This is a genomic window from Anaerolineales bacterium (assembly GCA_030583885.1).
In the GTDB taxonomy this organism is placed as follows: domain Bacteria; phylum Chloroflexota; class Anaerolineae; order Anaerolineales; family Villigracilaceae; genus Villigracilis.
In genome coordinates this window covers 1,754,580-1,774,957 of record CP129480.1, presented here as the reverse complement: position 1 = coordinate 1,774,957, position 20,378 = coordinate 1,754,580, and the positions used below count along the sequence as shown (strand labels likewise).

Genomic DNA, 20,378 nt, shown 5'->3' with positions numbered 1-20,378 from the left:
GCTATAATCTAACTCGATATGATCCCGTCCCCGCGCTTGTTGTTGACAATTGATTACGAATCCTGGTTCGCTCCCTCCCGCAGATATGATTTTCTTTTCCCCGAAGAACGCCTTGCACTGGACGAAGGCTTTGCCCGCAATGCCATTGACCCCATTCTCGAAATACTGGCGGATACAAAGGTAAGTTTCTACCTGGTCGGTGAATTGGTGGAATGGTACCCCGAACTCCCGCAAAAGATATTTGACGCGGGCCACGAAGTCGGCTTTCACTGCCAGGTACATCGCCCGCTTACCCTTCTCGCCGACATCGAGCACGACCTGCAAACTTCTGCGGGATGGCGAAAAAAATACAACGTACAGGGCTTCCGCGCGCCGATGATAAACACTGTCGAAGGTGTTTATCCCTTATTGGAACAAAACGGGTTTACCTACAGCTCGTCGCTTTACGCACCTACAGGAACGTTTCTCCGCAAGGGAAACATCTGGGAGGTACCGGTCAGCACCTTCCCGCTATTCAAAAAACCATCCTCGTTTATTGCGCCGCGCAGGATGAATCTCCCATTGGTTCTGGGCGGCGAGTTCCCGTATGGCTCAAGCATGATGAGCGGTCTCTTTACCAAAACCGTATATAAGATCATCGAGAAAGAATTAAGGGCGGGCTTAAGTCCAGCGATCTTCCTGCATCCATACGAGATCGTTTCGCCATCACGCTGGCCCCAGCGCTTTGCGCGCGACATGCTCCTCAACCCGCTGCTTTATCCATTTACCCTTAACAAATCATCATTCCTCAAGGACCTCCTGGAATCCTTCCCCATCTCGACCATTCAGCATTTTATAAACGAGAACACCCAATGAACCTGCAACGCGTTGACTCGCTTGATTATCCGCCACTCGAAAATGCACTAAGTTTCACAGGGCTGGATAGCTGGCTGGATTTTTTACATGATATTTATGGCTGCCAAACCCACCGCTTTGCAGTGACCGAGGATGCCCGTCCACTGGGCGCGCTGGCACTCGTTGAGATCAAACATCCCATTTTTGGTCACTATCTTGCCACTGCGCCCTTCGGAAGCTACGGCGGTTTCGCATTTGAAAATGCAACTGCCCGAGATCTATTGCTGGATGAAGTCCGCCGCCTTGCCGAGGATATCAAAGCCGAATACATTTCCATCCGTTTTAATGATGGCGCTTCGCCCTTGCCGGAGAGTTGGTCCCAAAATCCCGCATATTTTACCTACCTGATAGACCTGCCCTCCAACCCGGATGATTTGTTAAAATCATTCTCCCCCGACCACCGCAACCATGTCCGCAAATCCCTCAAAAAGGGGTTTTCGATCCGTTTTGGGCATCTTGAACTTTTGGACGATGCATATGAAGCACTGGCACGCAGCATGCATGAACTTGGCTCCCCCTATCACTCAAAGACCTACCTTCGCAAAATGGCGGAATATCTCGGCGACACCTTGGAATTTTCCGTGCTGTACAACGCACAGGGAAAAATATCCGGCGGCGGTGTGTTCATCCAGCAAGACGAAACTGTGTTCAACCTGCATGCCAATGTATTACGGCATGCGCGTTCATCATATGCTGGGGAATTCCTTTATTGGGCTGTCATCCAGCGCAACATCCAAAAAGGATTAAAAGCCTTCGACCTCGGCCGCAGTCTCGCCGGCTCCGGCAACGAAGTCTTCAAAATGAAATGGTCACCTCGCAAAAAATTACTCGCATATTGGCACTGGCTCGCCCCAGGACACGAACTGCCATCGCTCAACCAAAAGAACCCAAAATTCCAGCTCGCCATTGCCATTTGGAAAGGCCTGCCCGCCTTCATCGTCCGCCCGCTTGGACCGTATCTTATCCGCGGTCTGGCTTAAAAAAATGAACTACACCCTTTACCCTCTGAAAGACAATAACCCCGGTCTGCTGTCGCGGGTTGCCGAAATTCATATGGGAGACGCGGGGTTGCTTTCCAGGCTCGGTTACCCGTTCGTGTTTCGTTATTTCGAGAATGCGATTCAAGATAAGCGTACCTTTGGTTTTTATGCGCAGGATGACAAAACGGGCGAGATCATGGGTTTCAGCCTTGCCTCCCCAGAGCCGTCCGCGCTCACCTCAAAACTCACCAAAGACCGTCCGTGGTTCATTCGGAATATTCTCAAAGTCATCCTCACCCGCCCGCTGGCATTTTTACAAATGCTCATCTCCAGCATCACTATCCGCGGGCAGATGGTTGAACCGAACACCATCGAATGCGTATACTTCACGGTTGAGCCCGGGTTTCGCAGGCGCGGTTTGGGACGCGCCCTGCAAAAAGCGCTCATGAATGAAAGTCGTAAACAGGGGTATAAAAAAATGTATGCCAGCGTTGAAACATGGAATATCGCCAGCCTTAAGGCAACGCAGGCAAATGGTTTTACAATTGTCAAAACATTCCGTGAAGGAATGTATCACAGACACCGTTTGGAAAGCAAACTGTAAATGACCACCCATCGCGAACGTATTCAAGCCTGCCTGAAAGGCGAAGCAACCGACCGCACGCCCATCGCCCTCTGGCGCCACTTCCCCGAAGAGGATCAGAACCCCGAAAACCTCGCCGCTGCCACCCTCAAATTTCAGGAAACCTACGATTTTGACATTGTGAAAGTCACCCCATCCTCCTCCTTTGCTGTAAAAGATTGGGGCGTGGAGGACGAATGGAAACACAACCCTGAAGGCTCGCGGGAATACACGAAACGTGTCATTCATGAGCCGCAGGATTGGGAGACTCTCAAACCGCTTGACCCAACCTCCCCGCATCTCGCCGGACAACTGGCCTGTCTCCGTTTGATCAAGCGGAACCTCAGCCCCCACATACCCATCATCCAGACCATCTTCAATCCTCTTTCGCAGGCGAAGAACCTGGCCGGCAACGACCTGCTGCTGAAGCACATCCGAAATCATCCGCAAGCAGTGATGAAGGGATTGGAAACCATCACAAAAAGTTCGGCCAAATTTGTGGAAGCAGCCTGCGAAACAGGTGTGGACGGGATCTTCTATGCCGTACAGCACGCCCAGGCAAGCCTGCTCGATCTGGATGAATACAAAACCTTTGGCTTACCTTTTGACCAAAAAACGCTCGCACCCGCGGCCGACCTATGGTGTAACATGCTTCACCTGCATGGCAGGGATGTTTATTTTTCGTTACTGCGCTTTATGAATTTTCAAATTGTCAACTGGCATGACCGCGAAACCTACCCATCGCTGGCAGAGGCGAAGAGTCTCTTCAAGGGTGCGGTCTGCGGAGGCTTGAGACAGGATGCCCTCACATTGGAGAATCCAGACCGGGTCAGGGAGGAAGCGAAAGACGCAATTAAGCAAACGCAGGGCGGGCGTTTCATCCTCGGCACAGGCTGCGTGGTTCCCGTCACCGCATCCCACGAAAATTATACGGCTGTGAGAAAGATCATCGAATGACCCTGCGGGTAATTTCAGGAAGCGCAAAGGGGAGAAAATTAAAGTCTGTGCCGGGTGAGACCACCCGTCCCGTAATGGACCGTGTGAAGGAGGCACTCTTCAACATCCTTGCGGGGGATGTGATTGATTCAAAGTGGTGGGATCTGTTCGCAGGCACCGGCGCAATTGGCATCGAAGCCATCAGCCGCGGCGCATCTTTTGTGCGGTTCTCAGACTTGAACCGCGCACCGATTGAAACCATAAAAGACAATGTGGAACACTGCCGGTTTGGCGGACAGGCTGAGATCCGCCGGGGGGATGCGTTCAGCATGTTGAGCTCTCCAGCCGATAAACAATTCGAATATATCTATATTGCGCCGCCGCAGTATAAGAAGATGTGGTCAACCGCCTTGAAGCTGATTGACGATACTATCGGCTGGCTGACGGAGGACGGGACGGTCATCGTGCAGATTGATCCAGCGGAATATGAACTGCTTGAGCTGAAAAATCTCGTCGAAGGCGGGAGCAGAAAATACGGAAGCACGCTGCTTATTTTTTACGACCGCATGGAAAAGGAGAATCAATGAATATTCTTCAAATTTTACAATACAGCGGCTGTATTCTGACTGCGCTGGTGGGTGCGTACGCCATGGTCGCGCCAAAAAACACCGTCGGTTTTACAGGGCTTGCCCCGCAGGGCGGACGCGGCATTACGGAGATCCGCGTGGTGTTTGGGATGTTCTTCATCGTGCTCGGGCTTTTCCCCATCCTCGCCGGCAGTGCGGTTGCCTTTCAGATGCTCGGCTACGCCTATCTCTTCGTGGGCATCGCGCGATCCATCTCCATTTTTGCAGATAAATCAGGCACGCAATCGAACTGGTACAGCGTTATTTTTGAGATCGTGTTCGGCGTTATCCTGATTTTATAAATCAATCATCATCTTCATCCTCCTGGGGGCCATACGCACGCAGGAACGCCGCCTTCACTTCCTCATCGGTGTGTTTGTTACACGCCACCAGTGGCCGGCTTGGATTCGGTACATGTCTGCCGTCCGCACTCATAACCCTGCAATCCACAAATTTTCCCTGCGCGTCGCTGACGACGTACAACTGATACTGCGCCCCGCAGACAATACATCCATGCATTTCACTTTTGGTTTGTTTTTCGTCCATGCTCCTGCCTTCAGTATCCGGTCAACATCGGACATTTTGGATAAAACAGGTGAAGGTCACCTTGAGTGGCTGCACTCGAAGAATCTGGCTGCCAAAGTGACCCCCGCCTTGTTTCAGAAATAAACGGCTATTCTTCCGTGATGGTGATCGTTTTAATCACATCACCAGTGAAATTGGGGTTCAGGTTTGGGTCGCGGCGCGTGATACCGTTGACCACATCCATGCCTTCAATGACCTGGCCAAAGATGGTATAGCCGCCGTTCAATTGCGGCGTTGGACCGAACGTGATAAAAAACTGACTGCCGTTCGTGTCGCGTCCCGCGTTTGCCATGGCAACCACACCGGCCTTGTCAAACGTCAGGTCGCTATCTTCATTCAGAAATTGATAGCCCGGCCCGCCTCCGCCTGTGCCTGTCGGGTCGCCGCCCTGCGCCATGAAACCCTCCAGCACGCGGTGGAAGGTTACACCGTCAAAATATCCATCGCGGGCGAGGAATACAAAACTATTAACCGTAATCGGGGCTTTATCAGGGTACAACTCCACAACGAACACGCCACCCTTTTCCATTTCAATGGTTGCAACATACCTCGTATCCGTGTCAATCGTCATCGGCGGGGCGGAAGCATACTGCCTTGGTGTCACATCGCCTGGCGTGGACGATGCCCGCGGGGCCAGCCTCCCCACAAGTACGGCAACCGCAATCACTGCAACGGCAATCGCGGTGTACTGAATTGTCTTATCAGATTGTCTGGTTTGTGCTTTTTTTGCTCGTTTCTTTGGGGACATGCTGCATCTCTCCTTGGAATAATTTACCATCATTATAACAACCTTGCGCGGAGAATGTTTTTCTTGTATGCTTGCATGGGATGAAAAAATATCTCAAAAACCAGATCGCCCTGCCGCAGGACCACGGTTCATGGGTCTTTATCTTAAGCCCCTTACTGGTGGGCATCTTTGCGGGCAGGGGTTTCACCTACGCCACTCTCCACCTTATCATCGCGGCGATGTCTGCATTTTTGGTCCGCCAGCCGATGACAGTCGTCGTCAAGGCATACTCGGGCCGCCGCCCGAAGGCGGATCTTCCCGCCGCCCATTTCTGGGTGCTCATCTATGGCGGTATCGCCGCCCTGGCATTGCTCGGGCTTATCCTGGAGGGTTTTGGTTATGTCCTTTACCTTGCGGTGCCAGGGATTCCCGTCTTTGCATGGCACTTACGACTTGTAAGCAAACGTGCGGAGAGAAGGCAGGCGGGCGTGGAGGTCATCGCCACAGGGGTGCTGTCACTGGCTGCGCCGGCGGCGTACTGGGTCGGTATCCGCGAATATGACCTGCTTGGCTGGTGGCTGTGGGTGCTGACGTGGTTGCAATCTGCAGCGAGCATTGTGTACGCATACCTGAGGCTGGGTCAACGTGAACTGGAACAGAGTCAGGCATCGGCGAAAAGTCGAAGCGCTTGGTGGCGGATGGGAAACCGCGCTTTCCTGTATACTTCGTTTAACTTGGCCGCATCCAGCGTGTTGGGCCTTTCAAATCTTATCCCGCGTTTTATCTTCATCCCTTTTTTGGTGCAATGGCTGGAAACAATCTGGGGAATTACGAATCCCGCAATTGGCTGGAAACCCACACGGATCGGGATCCGCCAGTTGATGGTCAGCATACTATGGACGATCCTGTTCATCGTGTTTTGGAGGCAGACATGAACGATATGAAGTATGAATTGCTTGTTGAATTGAACAACCGCATGGAAGCGGACTTGCTCAAGAGTTACCTTGAATCGCAGGGTATCGACGTGGAGCTGTTTCAAGAATCCATTGGGCAGAGCGCCTACCCCGTTGGGATCACGGGGCTGGGGAGCGTGCAGGTGTTCGTGCCCAAGGAAAAGATCAAAAAGGCAAGCAAGGCACTGAAACTATTTCTGAATGAGGAAAAATAACATGTTGGATACCGTTGTCGTGATCAGGGAAAATGGGATGGGCCATTCAGAGGAGTCTCTGCAATTAAAATTGATGGGAAAGTACCTTGAACTGCTGGCTCAAAATGACGACCTGCCCGCCGTGTTGTGTTTTTACACCGAGGGCGTGAAACTGGTTTGTGAAGGTTCGCCTGTTCTCGAGCAATTACAGGCGCTGGAGGCAAAAGGGGTTCGTCTCATCCTGTGCTCAACCTGTCTGGATTTTTACAACCTGACCGACAGGGTAAAAATTGGCATCGTTGGCGGGATGCCCGATATTATCGAAGCGCAGATGAAAGCCGCGAAAGTGATCACACTATAATATGCCGTCATTTCAAAGACCGGACAGTATCCACCATGACCGGCACGGCAAAATATTAACCCGGGAGAAAAAATGGATTTCGATCTGAATGACGAGCAAAAGGCATGGAGGAGGATCGTTCATGATTTTGTGGCGAAGGTGGTAAGGCCCAAAGCGCATGAAGTGGACGAGAGGGGGGAATTCAACTGGGATGCAGTCCATCAGGGTGGACCGATCGGTTTGCTCGGCTTGAGCATCCCTGAAGCCTACGGCGGCTCGGACGTGGATGGGGTATCCCTCGTCATCGCCATGGAGGAGCTGGGCTGGGGCTGCGGCTCCACGGCGCTGGCGTTTGCCGCCCACAATGGACTTGGATCCGCCCCGATTGCCCGCTATGGAAGTGAAGAATTGAAAAAAAAGTGGCTTCCCATGGTTGCGGAAGGTAAAAATAAACTTGGCGCGCTGGCGCTCACGGAACCTGGAGCAGGCTCAGACCTTAAAGGCGGCGTAAGCACCAAGGCGGAAAAGGCCGGGAATGAATGGAGTATCAATGGCGCAAAGATGTGGTGCACGAATGCGAGCATTGCGGAATACATTCTTACGCTCGTCCGCACAGACCCAAAGGGCGGCTCGAAGTCATTGAGCATGATCCTCGTCCCAACAAATTCAAAGGGCTTGAGCATTGGACCCGCTGAAAAAAAGATGGGCATGCGCGGCTCCCCCACGCATGCAGTGACCTACGACAACGTGCGTGTACCTTTGGAGAATATGGTCGGTCCAGAGGGACATGGTCTGCAACAGACTTTGTCCACGCTGGATGCGGGACGCATCAGCATTGGTGCGATCTCAGTGGGACTGGCACGCGGGGCTATGGAGGAAGCGGTCAACTATGCACGCGAACGCAAGGCGTTTGGGCAGTCCATTTCAGGGTTTCAGGCAACCCAGTTCAAACTGTCAAACATGGAGATGGAAATTGAACTGGCCCGCACGTATCTATACAAAGCCGCATGGCTTAAAGACCTGGGACGTCCCTACAACAAGGAGGCGGCAATCGCAAAGCTCTATGCGACCGAAATGGCGGAACGGGTCATTTACGATGCCATTCAAATCCATGGCGGGTATGGATACAGCCGCGAATACAATGTGGAAAGAATGTACCGCGATGCGCGTTTGATGACCATCGGCGAGGGGACGAGCGAAATTCAACGAATGGTGATCGCAAGGCACGTGTTGTCGAGCGAGTAAACGGGAAAAATGCTCCGATCCTTAGCCGGGGCCTGCCGGAGCATTTTATTTTTCAATAATTACCCATGCCGTTCCATCTTCCGTCTTAATACGAGATTCCCCCATTCCAAATAATTTTACAATCTCCGCAGGCGCGAGGAAGTGACTCCGCATCCACAACATCTTTTCCGCAATTGCGATCAACTTCACACCAAATGTGCGGATATCGGGTTCTTCGATAACCAGCAGCCCCCCGGGTTTTACCACGCGGAACATCTCACGGGCGGTATCGGCATGGTCCAAAACATGGTGGAGCGCATCCACCATGATAACGCGCTCGAAGGAATTATCAGCGAAGGGCAATGATTCAGACCCTCCGCACACAGATTTGAGCGCAGCCCGAGGCGATTCTTTCAACATCCCGAAGGATACATCAGCAAGGATCACATCATCCACAAGATTACGGATCGCTGAGGCAACCCGTCCTGTACCGCCGCCCACATCCAGCAAAGTCCCGCGCACAGGCAGGGATGCAACCTCGCGCATCACATCCACTTTGGAATATGCGACACGTGCATAGAACGGGGCGATCAGGGCAAAATGGTCAAATGCGGGCATGGGAACATCAATTTACTGTGATCAGGTCTTTTATGTTTTCAAAGGTGGAGAGGCCGATGCCTGATACATCCATGATCTCCTCGATGGTGGAAAAGGCGCCATTTTCATTGCGATGGTCAATAATTCGCTGGGCAAGGGTGGGGCCGATGCCGGGCAGCGAGTCCAATTCCTGCAATGTGGCTGTGTTGATATTAATTAGTTTATTGTCCGAAGGCTCAGATGAAGACAGGTCTTCGGTTGTCGATGAGGATCCGTTCGCTCCCGACGAGCCGGGCAGTTCAAGCAAACCTGTATCATCCGATGGCTCGCTCCCTGATTTATAGGGAATATTCAACTGCTGGCCGTCGGTCAACAGAGCGGCGAGGTTGACTGCATTTACGTTGGCAGTTGCAAGCAGGCCGCCCGCTGCGTCGATCGCGTCCTGAACTCGTGCACCTTCAGAAAATTGATACAGACCCGGGCGCGGCACCGCACCGATCACATGCACGGCTATCGGAGCTTTGGTAGGCGCAGGCTGTAACACGACCGGCTGACCGGCCGGTGCGCGCGAAATGAATACCAACAACCCCGCAAGTGCAAAGCCCGCCATCACTCCAAGCAAAACATACAGCGCACTTCTCATAGCCTGGATTTTACTCCAACTTCATCACAAGCAATTCCTCCTCGCGCCGAATCATGTTCGCAATATCGAAGACCTTTTTGATGCGCTGATAATAGCGCGGCATTTCCTCGTATGCAATGGCTCGAAACCCAAACCGTTCATACATGGGGCCGTTGTGGGACATGCACATCAAATACAGCGGTCTCGGCGTTTTTTCCAGCAACACTTCAATGACCTTCCTCGCAATACCTTTTCCACGCTGCCCGGGCGGAATTGCAATCGAAGCCAGCTCAAGGATGTCTTTCCCGTGAGGCTTGATTTGTCCGCAGCCAATGACTTCGCCTTGTTCATTGACCGCCACGACAAACCGCTTCCAGTCCAGGCCTGTGGGGTTGATCCCAACCAAATGAATCAAGTCCTTGATTTGAGCCGATTCTGATTTTAGCGCAGGGCGAATCTCATACGTGAGCATCCGCTTACACCGTCCCCGCGGCCACAAGAATAATAAACGTGGAAATGAACCAGTGAATCAGAAAAGGCCAGACAAAGGATTTGGTACGCCATGCCACCCAGCCGAAGGCAAATCCGCCAAAGATGGTGGAAAGGGTCTCAATTTCAGGTTTGCCCATATGCGCCAGCGCGAACGGCACAGCCTGCAGCCACATGGCTTCCGGCCCAAATTTGCGGGCATATGCAAACAAAATCCAGCCTCTGAAAATAAATTCCCAGCCGATCAGATCGAGGAAGGTCGTCCATGGGAGACCGGGCAGGAAACGCCCGTAATACATTCTCATGGATTCGTCACCGTTTCCTAGATAATAAATGATCGGAGCCATGAAAAGAATCCCCAGCATGGTAAACACCAAACCAAGTTGCCAATCGCCAAACGATAAGCCGTACTCACGCGGATTCTCCCGAAACAGGACCAATGTGAGCAGGAGCGGAATGACGAGATATAGAATGACACGGTCCCAGTATTTGTACGGGGTCAGTTTATGATAGTGATCCACCATCAGCAATAACGTGCTGACGATCGTCACAGTAACGATCTTCCAGTCAAAATTCAGTTTTTCGCCAAGCAAATATTTCATCTTCTCCCTCAATAAGGAAAGTAGGTCTTGTTGCCGTCAAGCCCAAGCAGGGCGGTAATTTTATCCGCATCACGATGAAGTTCAAATCCCCAATTGAACAGAAGCAGAACCAAAGCAAAAAGGGCAAGGCTCACAGCCAGTTTTCCAGTCCCAGACTCGTGCCAGCGGGCAGACAGTGCCTGCGTGCCGCCTGACCAGCAATGCGCGGCAAGAATCGCAAAAAACGGGATCAACGCAAGGTGAAAACGGTCTTCTGAAAGAATCAAGACATGTGGTAAAACGTAGCAAAACAGCAATAAGATCAACAAAATCGTTTGCGGATTCCGCCTCAAAAAGGAAGATCCAAATACAGCTGAAGTTGAGACCAGCACAAACGGCAGGAGTAAAACTACAGAAATGGTCAGCAAGGCTGGTTTGGGAATGAAGCCAATAAGATTATTGGAATAAAAATACATCAGAACACGTTTTTCCAGTCCAAAGAAAAGCCCAAGCCTGCTCACGGCCAATGGGATAAGCCTTTCGGCCTGGGCTGTTATGAAACCCAAGGCTTTTTGCGTTCCAACCTTATCCCGTTCGGCATCATCCATGATGGTAAGCAGATCCAGCGATGGACCAAAGACGAACGAGCCATTCCCTTCGGGGTGATAGCCAAGGTACAGGTTGTATCCCATGGACGTTTCGATTCCCGTTAATTTATTGTGCAACAGTGAATTGCGGAGAATCCATGGGGCGATCACCAAAACAAAGGCAAATGCGCTCAATAAAGCCCGTCTACGATGGAGGTAATAAAGATAAAGAATGGCCAGGCCTGCAAAAGGAAGAATGACAGATCGAGTAAGTGTGGCCAAGGCAAGAAGGAGGCCGGAAAGCAGAAAGTGGACAGGTGATGGGGATTCAATGGATTTGAGCAGAAAAAGGAAGGAGGCAAGAAACAACACAAAGAATAGATTTTCAGTCCCCAGGCCGAGAGGATAGACGAGAAGCATGGGATAGCAGGCAACGATCCACGCAGAGATTTTCGCCGTTTTCTCAGAGTCAGAGAATAAACGACGGGAAACCAGATAGGTCAACGGGGCAAGCGGCGCGCCGAGAAAAACCGCCTGCGCCAAACGAACCGCAAAGAAACGGGAGACATCCAGCCCGCTGAAAAAATAAACTATTGCTAAAAACGTAGGATATAAAGGCGCACGGAAGGAGGTGTAAAGTCCATATTGCGGGTCATACTCTTTCGCTGTCGAGAGGTCAAAATCCACATACGGCTCGAGCAGCTTCAAGTCTTCTTGTGCATACCAGCGAAAGCCGTTACCGGAAGCCAAACTGCGCGCCAGCATATCATACTGGAACATGTCATCCAGGCCAATTCCCAGTCCGCGGGTAAGCAGGACGGGTATCAAACGCAACACAAGCGCGGCACAATAAATGCGGACCGGGAAGGAATTTTTCATGGACTATCGTAATGACTTGATTCTTCTCGCAAGATATGGCGAATAATATCCGTCGTATCTTTTCCAAAGCTGCGGCAGCTTCCAGTCATTGCCGCTTACCCTGCCGCGGCAGTTCAGTGAACCGCACGTACATTCAAATTCATCATATGGGCCGCCGTCAGACATGGCATAGTCAAAGGTTAACTCTTCGCCGGCTTCAATATCGCACATGGCAACCAGCCCGATCTGCCCGAAGAAACCCAAATTCGGTTCGCAGGAATGATTGAAACAATCATTGGGCTCTTTTTCCTCGGCGGTCAATAAATACAAGTCTTCGTCCAGTTGCAAAACACGCTGAGTGAAGCGCGGCATGGCCGGGTCTAGTTCATCCCTGCGGACTATCTTCCCTCCCCACAAGGAAACCAGTTCATCCTTCAAAACCATTTCGCGCGCAAAAACACCACACCCGCCTTTGACATGGCCGCGTGCTTCACATTTTGAGTTGAGATAGGAAAAGGTCATTGCACCTCGGTTGGCACACGCAACGCGTGAAGTAGATCGAAGAAGAACAAAAACGCACCCTGCACGATTATCCCCCAGCCCGTCCCCTGCCAAAAAGTCGCTGAATATGTCTGGAGGACCCAGAAGCCGCCAAGCATATAGAGGCCATCCAATCCGATATTGATCCATAACACCTTGCGGATGAAAAGCGCCTCTTCCTTCGGGTCAGCTGTGGACTTGCGTCGAGCGGCTTTCCTCGCCCCGACAACGGCGATGACAGCATCCAGAGCACCCCAAGCCACGCACTGAATGCCAAAGCCGCGCCCAAAGTCATTTGTGGCGGACCAGAGATACAGTCCGGCAAGAAGCGAAAAAACACCCCAGGCGAGAAGACGATTGGTCAAGTCCGCTTCAAACTTCCAGATGGGGGAACGCATAAGAGACTATTATACCCAGCGCGGTCACAAATCGCGCATTTACCGAATGGGGAGAGCGCAATTTACGACCGCGGGCATATAAACAAAAAAGAGCGACAAGGGTTAACCCTGCCGCTCCAATCGTCTGCAAAAAGCTATTTCGTTTCGCCTTCCGTGTCCGATGAGCCTGCCGAGATCTTTTGTGCGAGGAAGATCGGTATGAAAGTGATAAGAATGACGATAGTGGCCACGACGTTGGTCACAGGGCGGTCACGCGGACGGGAAAGCTGGCTGAAAATCCAGATCGGTAGCGTGGTCTGCTGACCCGCGGTAAATGTTGTCACAATGACTTCATCGAACGAAAGCGCAAACGCCAGCATGCCGCCAGCAAGGAGTGCGGTTGCAATATTGGGGAGTACAACATGGCGGAAAGTTTGGAAGGAGTTCGCGCCCAAATCCATGGAGGCTTCGATCATGGATGCGCTGGTACGGCGGAATCTGGCCAGCACGTTGTTGTAAACGACCACGACACAGAAGGTGGCGTGGCCAATGACGATTGTCCAAAAAGAAAAAGGGATGCTCAACCCGCCAATGGCAGTCCGCAGGGCAATGCCGGAGACGATGCCGGGCAAAGCGATTGGCAGAACAAGCAGGAAGGAAATCGCCTCACGTCCAAAGAATTTACTGCGATAGACTGCTGCTGCGGCGAGCGTACCCAATATCAATGCGGCGATGGTGGCGACTGTGGCAACTTGAAAGGAAAGAGTCAACGAACGCCACAGGTCTGCGCGCCCCAATGCAACGCCAAACCATTTGGTTGTAAAGCCCGGTAATGGAAATGTATAGGTGGTTTCGTCGGGCGTGAGTGTGTAGAGAAAAATGATCCACATAGGCACATGCAGAAAAAGCAGGGTGCCCAGCGCAGCGAACTTCAAACCCCAGGAGGCTCTGGGGCGGGTGTCGGATGATTTAGAGGGCATCGAACGCTCCAAGTTTACGGGCAATGAGCAGGTAGACGATCATAATGACAACCGGTCCCATCGTCATTGCAGCGGCAAGAGGGATGTTCCCGCCAGTTCCCTGATAGGAAAAGACGGCTTGTCCGATGAAAAATTTTGAATTGCCCAGCGTCAGCGGGACGATGAAGTCGCCCAGTGTCAGTGAAAAAGTGAAAATTGAACCGGCCACAACGCCGGGAAACGCCAATGGCAGGATCACCGTGCGGAAGGTTTGAAGCGGTTTTGCACCCAGGTCGCTGGAGGCTTCCAGCAGGGAGGCGGGCACACGTTCCAGGGCGGTCTGTATGGGAATGATCATGTACGGGAGCCAGATGTACACGAACACAATGAACATCCCGATCGGAGAGAGCGAAAGGGACGACCCCCCGATATTCGGCAAACCCAACAGCCAGTCAAGAGCGCCGCTTAAACCGAATATATTAATGAACCAGGAAAGGATGCCTTCCTTTGCCAGGATCAACTTCCAGGCATAGACACGCACAAGATAACTTGACCAGAGCGGAATTGTCACTGCGATGAGAAGCCAGGTCTTCAGCCTTGGCGAGGCGAATTTTGCGATGTAATATGCCAGCGGAAATGCGACCAGTGCATCCACAATGGTGACGATGGTTGCCATTGTGGCAGTACGCATGAAGATTTCCCGGTTGGCGGGGTTGAATATCTGTACATAGGTCTTAAGCGTAAACTCGCGGATGATGAGGCCGGTGAAATCGTCGATGGCGTAAAAACTATTGATCAACAGGGAGAATAACGAGCCGAGATACACCACCACCATGTAGAGCAATGGCGGAATGAGGAACAGGGCTAAAACCAGTTTTGGACGCCGGTAGAAAAATGTGGAGAGGCGGTTAATCATTTCAGCCTCCCATGCGGCTGATGTGATCCTTGTGCCAGGACAGCCTTACCTTTTGTCCCTTTGCAGAAAGCACATCCATCGAAGTGGTCTTGAGGTTTTGTTCAATAACCACCAAATCCGCTCCGCTTTCGATCTCAACCAGATAGCGGGTGTATAAGCCGAGATACACCACATCGCGGACCACGCCTTCCAGAGAGAGCATATCACCTGCGGGTTTGTCATGGACCGAACCGAGATGGATTTTTTCAGGACGGATGGAAAACGTCTGTTCGGAGCCTGTGGTGCGCCTTGCCACTTCCCCGCTGACAAGGTTCGATGTCCCGACAAAGCCCGCCACAAAAGCAGAGGCGGGTCTCTCATAAATATCAGAGGGTGAACCAACCTGCTCGATCTTGCCCTGATTAAAAACAGCAATGCGGTCACTCATGGTGATCGCCTCTTCCTGGTCGTGCGTGACAAAAATAAAGGTAATGCCAACCCGTTTTTGAATCCCTTTAAGTTCGATTTGCATCTGCTGGCGCAGTTTCAAGTCCAATGCGCCGAGCGGCTCATCGAGCAGGAGAACCTTGGGATGATTGATCAGTGCGCGGGCGAGCGCGACGCGCTGACGCTGTCCGCCGGATAGCTGTGAGGGTTTTCGTCCGGCATAACCGGTCAACTGCACCAGTTCCAGCATCTCTTCCATGCGTTTTAAGCGCTCTTCCCTGGCGACCTTTTTCACCATCAAACCATAGGCAATGTTATCCCCCACGTTCATGTGTGGAAATAATGCATAATCCTGAAATACCGTATTGACATCCCGATCATAAGGCGGCAGGCTGGAAACTTCCTGTCCATATAAATGGATAAATCCGGAAGTGGGCCTGTCAAACCCTGCAATCATGCGCAGGCAGGTGGTTTTCCCCGAGCCTGATGGACCAAGCATGGAAAAAAACTCGCCATCCTTAACCTCCAGGTCCACCTGGTCGACGGCTCTCACCTCCCCAAAATAACGGCTCACTTTATCAAAACGAATGGCGGGCGCGGAGGAATTATTCATGAGATTGGCAGCTCTTCATCAAATAATAGTGTATCAGGCGGGAATTACCCCGCCTGATACAAATGGTTTTTAATACTAACGGCCGCCGATAACGGCTACATAGTTTGTGACCCATTCATGATAGGGAACACATTCCATACGACCATCACCACAATCCGTGGTGGGAGTGCGCCACCACCAGATTTTATCGAAATCTTCGGAGCCGTTGTTCTTACAACCTTCTTCCCCGAGCAGGGGGTTGCCTTCGCAGGCATCCAGGCGGACGGGGACATTCTGGAACCAGGCAGCCAGATCGCCCTGTGCCTTGGGGTTGAGCGACCACTCCATCCATGCATAAGCGCAGTTGGGATGCTCGGAATCCACATGCAGCATGGTCGAGTCAGCCCAGCCCGTTGCACCTTCCACCGGAACAACCTTGTCAATCGGGGCGCCGCCACCCTTCAGCAGGTTCGCCTGGAAGGGCCAGGAACCCGAAGCGGCAACGCCTTCATTCGTGAAGTCGTCCATCTGAATGAACGCATCATGCCAGTAACGGTTGATCAACGTGCGCTGCTGGCGGAGCAGTTCGATCGCAGCATTGAATTGATCGCGGGTCAACTGGTAGGGATTGGCAATACCCAGTTCAGGATTGTTGTACATCAGGTACAGCGCGGCATCCGCGACATAGATGGGCCCGTCATACGCCTGAATGCGGCCCTTGTTGGACTGACCATCAGGCAGGGTCATCTCTTCGAAGACCACATCCCAGCTTGTGGGCGGTTGATCGCCAAACACATCGGTGTTGTACATCAGGACATTTTGCCCGGATGAATACGGCACGCCATAGTGGACGCCGTCCACAGTATGCCAAGGGGCATCCTGCAAACGCGGATCAATTTCGCTGTAGCTCGGGATTCGGGAAATATCAATCGCCTGAACCCTGCCGCCTGAGATTAGGCGGTTGGAGGCATCGCCGGAAGCAGTCACAAGATCAAAACCGCCCTCATTCATCAACGCTACCATTTCATCAGAAGTTGCGGCAGTTTTGACCTTCACCATACAACCGGTCTGGGCCTCGAATTCAGTCACCCAGTCAAAGTCTGGGCTGGTCTCGCCGCGCTCGACATATCCCGCCCAGGCAACAATGGAAACCTCACCTTCGAGTTCCATCGAGGGCGCTTCGGTTGCAGGCGCATCGGACGATGCAGGAGCCTGTGTGGCAGCAGGGGCAGGAGCATCTGTTGCAGGAGCCGCGCCTCCACAAGCCGCAAGCACGAAACTGGCAAATACAAACAGGACCAGCAGTTTAAAAGCAAACTTCTTCATTATTCTCTCTCCTTTTGAATTGTTAAACACGTCCAGACAATAAAATCAAATTTCAGCCCCGTCGCCACCTCCTTTCAGGTATGTATAATACACCTGCGCCACATGTTCGATGCGGCAGATTTAAGTTCATAATTATACGGAATGGGAAACGAAAGTCAATCATTAATTTCCGATTAGGCATCCGCCTCCGCCCGCGCTCAAACCTGCATCACCGAAACAGGCAGAATCCACTCCGACAAAGTCCCAAATCATCCCCACGCGGTATAATCCTAAAAAACAATTTGGAGACCAGCCAATGACAGACCTCCCCATCTTTCCGCTCACGGACGAACACAAAATGCTCCGCGATGCCGCGCGCGATTTTGCGCAAAAAGAAATCGCCCCCATTGCGGGGGAATTTGATGAAAGCGGAGAATTCCCTCATGCCACCATAAAAAAAATGGGTGAAATGGGATTCATGGGGATCGAGGTTCCCGAACAATATGGCGGTGCAGGCATGGACGCCCTCGCCTACGTTCTCGCGCTCGAAGAAATCTGCAAAGCGGATGCTTCGCACGGTGTCATCATGTCCGTCAATAATTCATTATATTGTCACGGCATTTTCAAATTTGGCACGGAGGAACAAAAGAAGAAATTCATCACACCGATCGCCTCTGGCAAGGCAATTGGCGCATATTCCCTCACTGAACCTCAAAGCGGCTCAGACGCAGGGACCATGAAAGGACGCGCCACGCGCGACGGCGACTTCTACGTATTGAATGGCCGCAAATCCTGGGTTACCAGCGGACCTGTTGCAGATTATTTCGTCGTCTTTATGATGACCGATCCGGATAAAAAGCAAAAAGGCGTTTCCGCATTTTTGGTTGAAGGCGGCATGCCCGGCCTCACCCGCGGAAAGAAGGAGCCAAAACTTGGCATCCGTGCCTCCGCAACCAGCGAGCTGATCTTTGAAGATTGTAAAATCCCTGTTGAGAACAGACTCGGCGGGGAAGGCGAAGGCTTTAAAATAGCAATGACCGTTCTTGATGCAGGACGCATCGGCATTGCCACCCAGGCGCTTGGGATTTCGGAAGCAGCCTACGAAGCAGCAAGGCAATATGCGGGTCAGCGAGAAGCGTTCGGTCAACCGATCGGAGCATTCCAGGGAACGGGGTTCAAAATCGCAGATATGAAGACGCGTATCGAGGCATCCCGTTTGTTAATATACAATGCTGCGATTGCAAAAGAAAAATCCAAACAGGGCGGCGGACGCTATTCGCTGGAGGCCTCCATGGCAAAATTATTTGCATCGGAAACCTCAATGTTCGTCACGCACCAGGCTGTTCAAATTCACGGTGGCATGGGCTACAGCAAGGAACTGCCCGTTGAACGCTATTTCCGCGATGCAAAGATTACCGAAATATACGAGGGCACGAGCGAAATTCAAAGGATTGTGATTTCACGTAGCGAGTTGGGGATTAAATAAATGGCATCATCGCAGCGCAATCTGGCGACATGCCTGCTGGCGGGTGGCAGTATGCTGGCAATCCTGGGCCAAATCGTTCAGGCGGCGCTGCCCCTTGGGCAGCGTACAGAATCAATGGTTTTATTGTTCTGCGGCCTGGTTTTCTACCTGCTCGGGATCTTGACAGCCAGGGATGAAAAGATCAGTGCACAAATTGAGCATATGCTAAAAAGACCCGGCATCTGGCTAAACCTTGAACCATGGCAGGTTGTCGCCATCTTTCTATCGATCTTTTATTCGATTCTTGCACATTTTGCGGCGGGCGATGGCGAAAAAATGATCAGCCCAATCGGGACGTGGGCAGCATGGCTGATCAGTATTGGTTTATATATGCTTGGCTGTTGGAAACCAAATGACCTAAACCTGCGGTCGAAATGGAAACCTTTCCTGTTTGCTTTGGGCTTTGCATTCCTGGCCCTGCCGTTCCGTGCCATTGCAACCAATTACATTCCAATCCTTCTGAATGGTGACGAGGCGTCCGCCGGGTTGCACGGCATTCGATTTATAGAGGGAGAATCCAACAATCCTTTTTCAGCCGGCTGGTATTCTTTTCCAGGGCTGTATTTTCTGGTTCCGTCCGCATCAATATCATTGTTTGGAAATACCACAGCCGCATTGCGAATCCCTTCAGCGATCGCCGGCGCATTGACGGTTGGGGGAATCTATCTGACGGGGCATGCAATGTTCGGCAAACGGACAGGGCTCATCGCCGCTCTTGCACTGACGGGTTTTCACTTCCATATGCACTTCAGCCGTATCGGATTAAACAATATCTGGGACGGGCTTTTTTTTGTGATCACTGTCGGCGCGGCATGGTATGCGTGGGAAAGGGAAAGCCGCAATGCCTTCCTGCTGGCCGGGCTTGGGCTTGGGCTGTCGCAATATTTTTACCCGAGCAGTCGCGCGTTGTTGATCGTCGTCTTTGGAGGTCTTATCTCCACCGCGATATTCAATCTTCCAAAATTAAAACGCTCGCTCGCAAATATGATTTTGATGACCCTTGGGATGATTGTCGTTTTCCTTCCCCTCGCATGGTATTACATCATATATCCCGAACAATATCTGGCGCCGCTTTCAAGGGTCAGCATTCTCGGATCCTGGCTGGAGAATGAGGTGGCGATCACGGGATTGCCCGCCTGGCGAATCCTTCTGAAACAGATTGGTCTTGGCGTCCTGGCTTTCACACATCTTCCCCTGCAACACTGGTACCGCCCTGAAACATCCTTTCTTCGACCGTTATACGCGGGGTTCTTCCTGTTGGGATCGGTCCATTTAATGACGCGCCCAAAAGACAGCCGCTCGATCTTCCTGCTCCTTTGGCTGGCGGTGTATGTCCTGCTGGGCGGTTTGAGCGAATCAACCCCGGCAGCGCAAAGATATGTGGCTGCCGCACCTGTCTGTATCCTTATCCTCGCACGTGGGCTGGATAAAATTGGCGATTTGGTCGAACGGCTCTGGCAAAGATCCGCCCGGGTGTTGACCATAGTGTTGATTGGGATCGCAGTTTTTCTGAGTGCGGATGATATAAATTTCTACTTTAACACATACACCCCTAAAACCGTCATTGATTTTGGAGGCGGAGCGAGCGTGATAGCCCAGCACCTGGCAAACGACTTGAAAGACAAGCCGCGAGGCACACAGGCTTTTTTCTTCACCACCGACATCATGGGATATTATTCCATTCCCAGCATTTCCTACCTTGCACCGCAAGTGCAAGGCTTTGATGTTCACCAACCCTGGGGCTCAGCTGAGAACCCGGTCCCTGAATCTGACCATTTGGTGTTTATATTCCTTCCAGAGGTCACGAGCTACCTTCCTGATGTGGAAACCGCATACCCCAATGGTGTTCTTCATGAAAGAAAGGACGTTGACCAGAAAATCCTGTACTGGCTTTACGAATATGAGAATACCCCATAAAATGGC

General features: G+C 51.9%; 25 protein-coding genes. 12 read left to right on the top strand and 13 right to left on the bottom strand.

All coding sequences use genetic code 11. The annotated features are described in order from the left end of the window. The first annotated feature begins 18 nt into the window (after nucleotides 1-18). Genes QY332_08905 through QY332_08880 form a run of 6 tightly spaced genes read left to right on the top strand, consistent with a single transcriptional unit; the run spans nucleotide 19 to nucleotide 4,360 of the window. Complete coding sequence (locus tag QY332_08905) at nucleotides 19-855, top strand: hypothetical protein (protein WKZ38049.1); 837 nt, start codon at nucleotides 19-21, stop codon at nucleotides 853-855. After that, a complete protein-coding gene (locus tag QY332_08900) occupies nucleotides 852-1,874 on the top strand; it encodes a peptidoglycan bridge formation glycyltransferase FemA/FemB family protein (protein WKZ38048.1) in 1,023 nt (340 codons plus the stop codon). The genes QY332_08905 and QY332_08900 overlap by 4 nt, the downstream gene beginning before the upstream one ends. A 4-nt stretch (nucleotides 1,875-1,878) precedes the next feature. Beyond that, on the top strand, nucleotides 1,879-2,478 hold the full coding sequence (locus QY332_08895; GenBank protein ID WKZ38047.1) for a GNAT family N-acetyltransferase: 600 nt from the start codon (nucleotides 1,879-1,881) through the stop codon (nucleotides 2,476-2,478). Then, nucleotides 2,479-3,453 (top strand): uroporphyrinogen decarboxylase family protein, encoded by a 975-nt coding sequence (locus QY332_08890; GenBank protein WKZ38046.1) that lies wholly within the window; start codon nucleotides 2,479-2,481, stop codon nucleotides 3,451-3,453. Next, nucleotides 3,450-4,019 carry a 16S rRNA (guanine(966)-N(2))-methyltransferase RsmD gene (gene rsmD / locus QY332_08885; protein WKZ38045.1) on the top strand — a complete coding sequence of 190 codons (570 nt, stop codon included), beginning with the start codon at nucleotides 3,450-3,452 and terminating at the stop codon, nucleotides 4,017-4,019. The genes QY332_08890 and rsmD overlap by 4 nt, the downstream gene beginning before the upstream one ends. After that, the gene (locus QY332_08880; protein WKZ38044.1) at nucleotides 4,016-4,360 is read left to right on the top strand and encodes a DUF4345 family protein; all 345 of its coding nucleotides are present in this window, start codon (nucleotides 4,016-4,018) and stop codon (nucleotides 4,358-4,360) included. The genes rsmD and QY332_08880 overlap by 4 nt, the downstream gene beginning before the upstream one ends. A 1-nt stretch (nucleotide 4,361) precedes the next feature. On the opposite strand, the gene QY332_08875 is transcribed toward QY332_08880, so the two are convergent. Together QY332_08875 and QY332_08870 are read right to left on the bottom strand one after the other, a co-directional pair. Beyond that, a complete protein-coding gene (locus tag QY332_08875) occupies nucleotides 4,362-4,604 on the bottom strand; it encodes a hypothetical protein (GenBank protein WKZ38043.1) in 243 nt (80 codons plus the stop codon). Between the two features lie 127 nt (nucleotides 4,605-4,731). Further along, nucleotides 4,732-5,391 (bottom strand): peptidylprolyl isomerase, encoded by a 660-nt coding sequence (locus QY332_08870; GenBank protein WKZ38042.1) that lies wholly within the window; start codon nucleotides 5,389-5,391, stop codon nucleotides 4,732-4,734. 80 nt (nucleotides 5,392-5,471) lie between these two features. Here QY332_08870 and QY332_08865 point away from each other — a divergent pair, with 80 nt between their 5' ends. From QY332_08865 to QY332_08850, 4 genes are all read left to right on the top strand, one after another. Further along, a complete protein-coding gene (locus QY332_08865) occupies nucleotides 5,472-6,305 on the top strand; it encodes a YwiC-like family protein (GenBank protein ID WKZ38041.1) in 834 nt (277 codons plus the stop codon). After that, entirely contained in the window at nucleotides 6,302-6,538 is a 237-nt protein-coding gene (locus tag QY332_08860) for a DUF2007 domain-containing protein (protein WKZ38040.1), read from the top strand. The genes QY332_08865 and QY332_08860 overlap by 4 nt, the downstream gene beginning before the upstream one ends. Nucleotide 6,539: 1 nt before the next feature. Next, complete coding sequence (locus tag QY332_08855; GenBank protein WKZ38039.1) at nucleotides 6,540-6,878, top strand: DsrE family protein; 339 nt, start codon at nucleotides 6,540-6,542, stop codon at nucleotides 6,876-6,878. A gap of 72 nt (nucleotides 6,879-6,950) precedes the next feature. Further along, on the top strand, nucleotides 6,951-8,102 hold the full coding sequence (locus QY332_08850) for an acyl-CoA dehydrogenase family protein (GenBank protein ID WKZ38038.1): 1,152 nt from the start codon (nucleotides 6,951-6,953) through the stop codon (nucleotides 8,100-8,102). Nucleotides 8,103-8,147: 45 nt separating this feature from the next. Here the strand turns inward: QY332_08850 and QY332_08845 are convergent, their stop codons facing one another. The 11 genes from QY332_08845 to QY332_08795 form a co-directional block, all read right to left on the bottom strand. Next, entirely contained in the window at nucleotides 8,148-8,699 is a 552-nt protein-coding gene (locus QY332_08845) for a class I SAM-dependent methyltransferase (protein WKZ38037.1), read from the bottom strand. A 7-nt stretch (nucleotides 8,700-8,706) separates the two neighbouring features. Next, nucleotides 8,707-9,321: a helix-hairpin-helix domain-containing protein gene (locus tag QY332_08840; protein ID WKZ38036.1), complete on the bottom strand. Its 615-nt coding sequence runs from the start codon at nucleotides 9,319-9,321 to the stop codon at nucleotides 8,707-8,709. Between the two features lie 10 nt (nucleotides 9,322-9,331). Beyond that, nucleotides 9,332-9,772 (bottom strand): GNAT family N-acetyltransferase, encoded by a 441-nt coding sequence (locus tag QY332_08835; protein WKZ38035.1) that lies wholly within the window; start codon nucleotides 9,770-9,772, stop codon nucleotides 9,332-9,334. Nucleotides 9,773-9,776: 4 nt separating this feature from the next. Beyond that, nucleotides 9,777-10,391 (bottom strand): CPBP family intramembrane metalloprotease, encoded by a 615-nt coding sequence (locus QY332_08830; GenBank protein ID WKZ38034.1) that lies wholly within the window; start codon nucleotides 10,389-10,391, stop codon nucleotides 9,777-9,779. Between the two features lie 8 nt (nucleotides 10,392-10,399). Beyond that, nucleotides 10,400-11,836, bottom strand: coding sequence for a glycosyltransferase family 39 protein (locus tag QY332_08825; protein ID WKZ38033.1), 1,437 nt, complete (start codon nucleotides 11,834-11,836; stop codon nucleotides 10,400-10,402). Nucleotides 11,837-11,839: 3 nt separating this feature from the next. Beyond that, the gene (locus QY332_08820) at nucleotides 11,840-12,337 is read right to left on the bottom strand and encodes an SET domain-containing protein (GenBank protein ID WKZ38032.1); all 498 of its coding nucleotides are present in this window, start codon (nucleotides 12,335-12,337) and stop codon (nucleotides 11,840-11,842) included. Next, nucleotides 12,334-12,753, bottom strand: coding sequence for a hypothetical protein (locus QY332_08815; GenBank protein ID WKZ38031.1), 420 nt, complete (start codon nucleotides 12,751-12,753; stop codon nucleotides 12,334-12,336). The genes QY332_08820 and QY332_08815 overlap by 4 nt, the downstream gene beginning before the upstream one ends. A gap of 134 nt (nucleotides 12,754-12,887) precedes the next feature. Next, a complete protein-coding gene (locus QY332_08810) occupies nucleotides 12,888-13,712 on the bottom strand; it encodes an ABC transporter permease (protein WKZ38030.1) in 825 nt (274 codons plus the stop codon). Continuing rightward, nucleotides 13,702-14,607 carry an ABC transporter permease gene (locus tag QY332_08805; GenBank protein WKZ38029.1) on the bottom strand — a complete coding sequence of 302 codons (906 nt, stop codon included), beginning with the start codon at nucleotides 14,605-14,607 and terminating at the stop codon, nucleotides 13,702-13,704. The genes QY332_08810 and QY332_08805 overlap by 11 nt, the downstream gene beginning before the upstream one ends. Before the next feature lies 1 nt (nucleotide 14,608). Beyond that, nucleotides 14,609-15,646 (bottom strand): ABC transporter ATP-binding protein, encoded by a 1,038-nt coding sequence (locus QY332_08800; GenBank protein WKZ38028.1) that lies wholly within the window; start codon nucleotides 15,644-15,646, stop codon nucleotides 14,609-14,611. Between the two features lie 75 nt (nucleotides 15,647-15,721). Beyond that, the gene (locus QY332_08795; protein WKZ38027.1) at nucleotides 15,722-16,951 is read right to left on the bottom strand and encodes an ABC transporter substrate-binding protein; all 1,230 of its coding nucleotides are present in this window, start codon (nucleotides 16,949-16,951) and stop codon (nucleotides 15,722-15,724) included. 295 nt (nucleotides 16,952-17,246) lie between these two features. Here QY332_08795 and QY332_08790 point away from each other — a divergent pair, with 295 nt between their 5' ends. Continuing rightward, the gene (locus QY332_08790) at nucleotides 17,247-18,416 is read left to right on the top strand and encodes an acyl-CoA dehydrogenase (protein WKZ38026.1); all 1,170 of its coding nucleotides are present in this window, start codon (nucleotides 17,247-17,249) and stop codon (nucleotides 18,414-18,416) included. Next, nucleotides 18,417-20,372: a glycosyltransferase family 39 protein gene (locus tag QY332_08785; protein ID WKZ38025.1), complete on the top strand. Its 1,956-nt coding sequence runs from the start codon at nucleotides 18,417-18,419 to the stop codon at nucleotides 20,370-20,372. The last annotated feature ends 6 nt before the right edge of the window (nucleotides 20,373-20,378 follow it).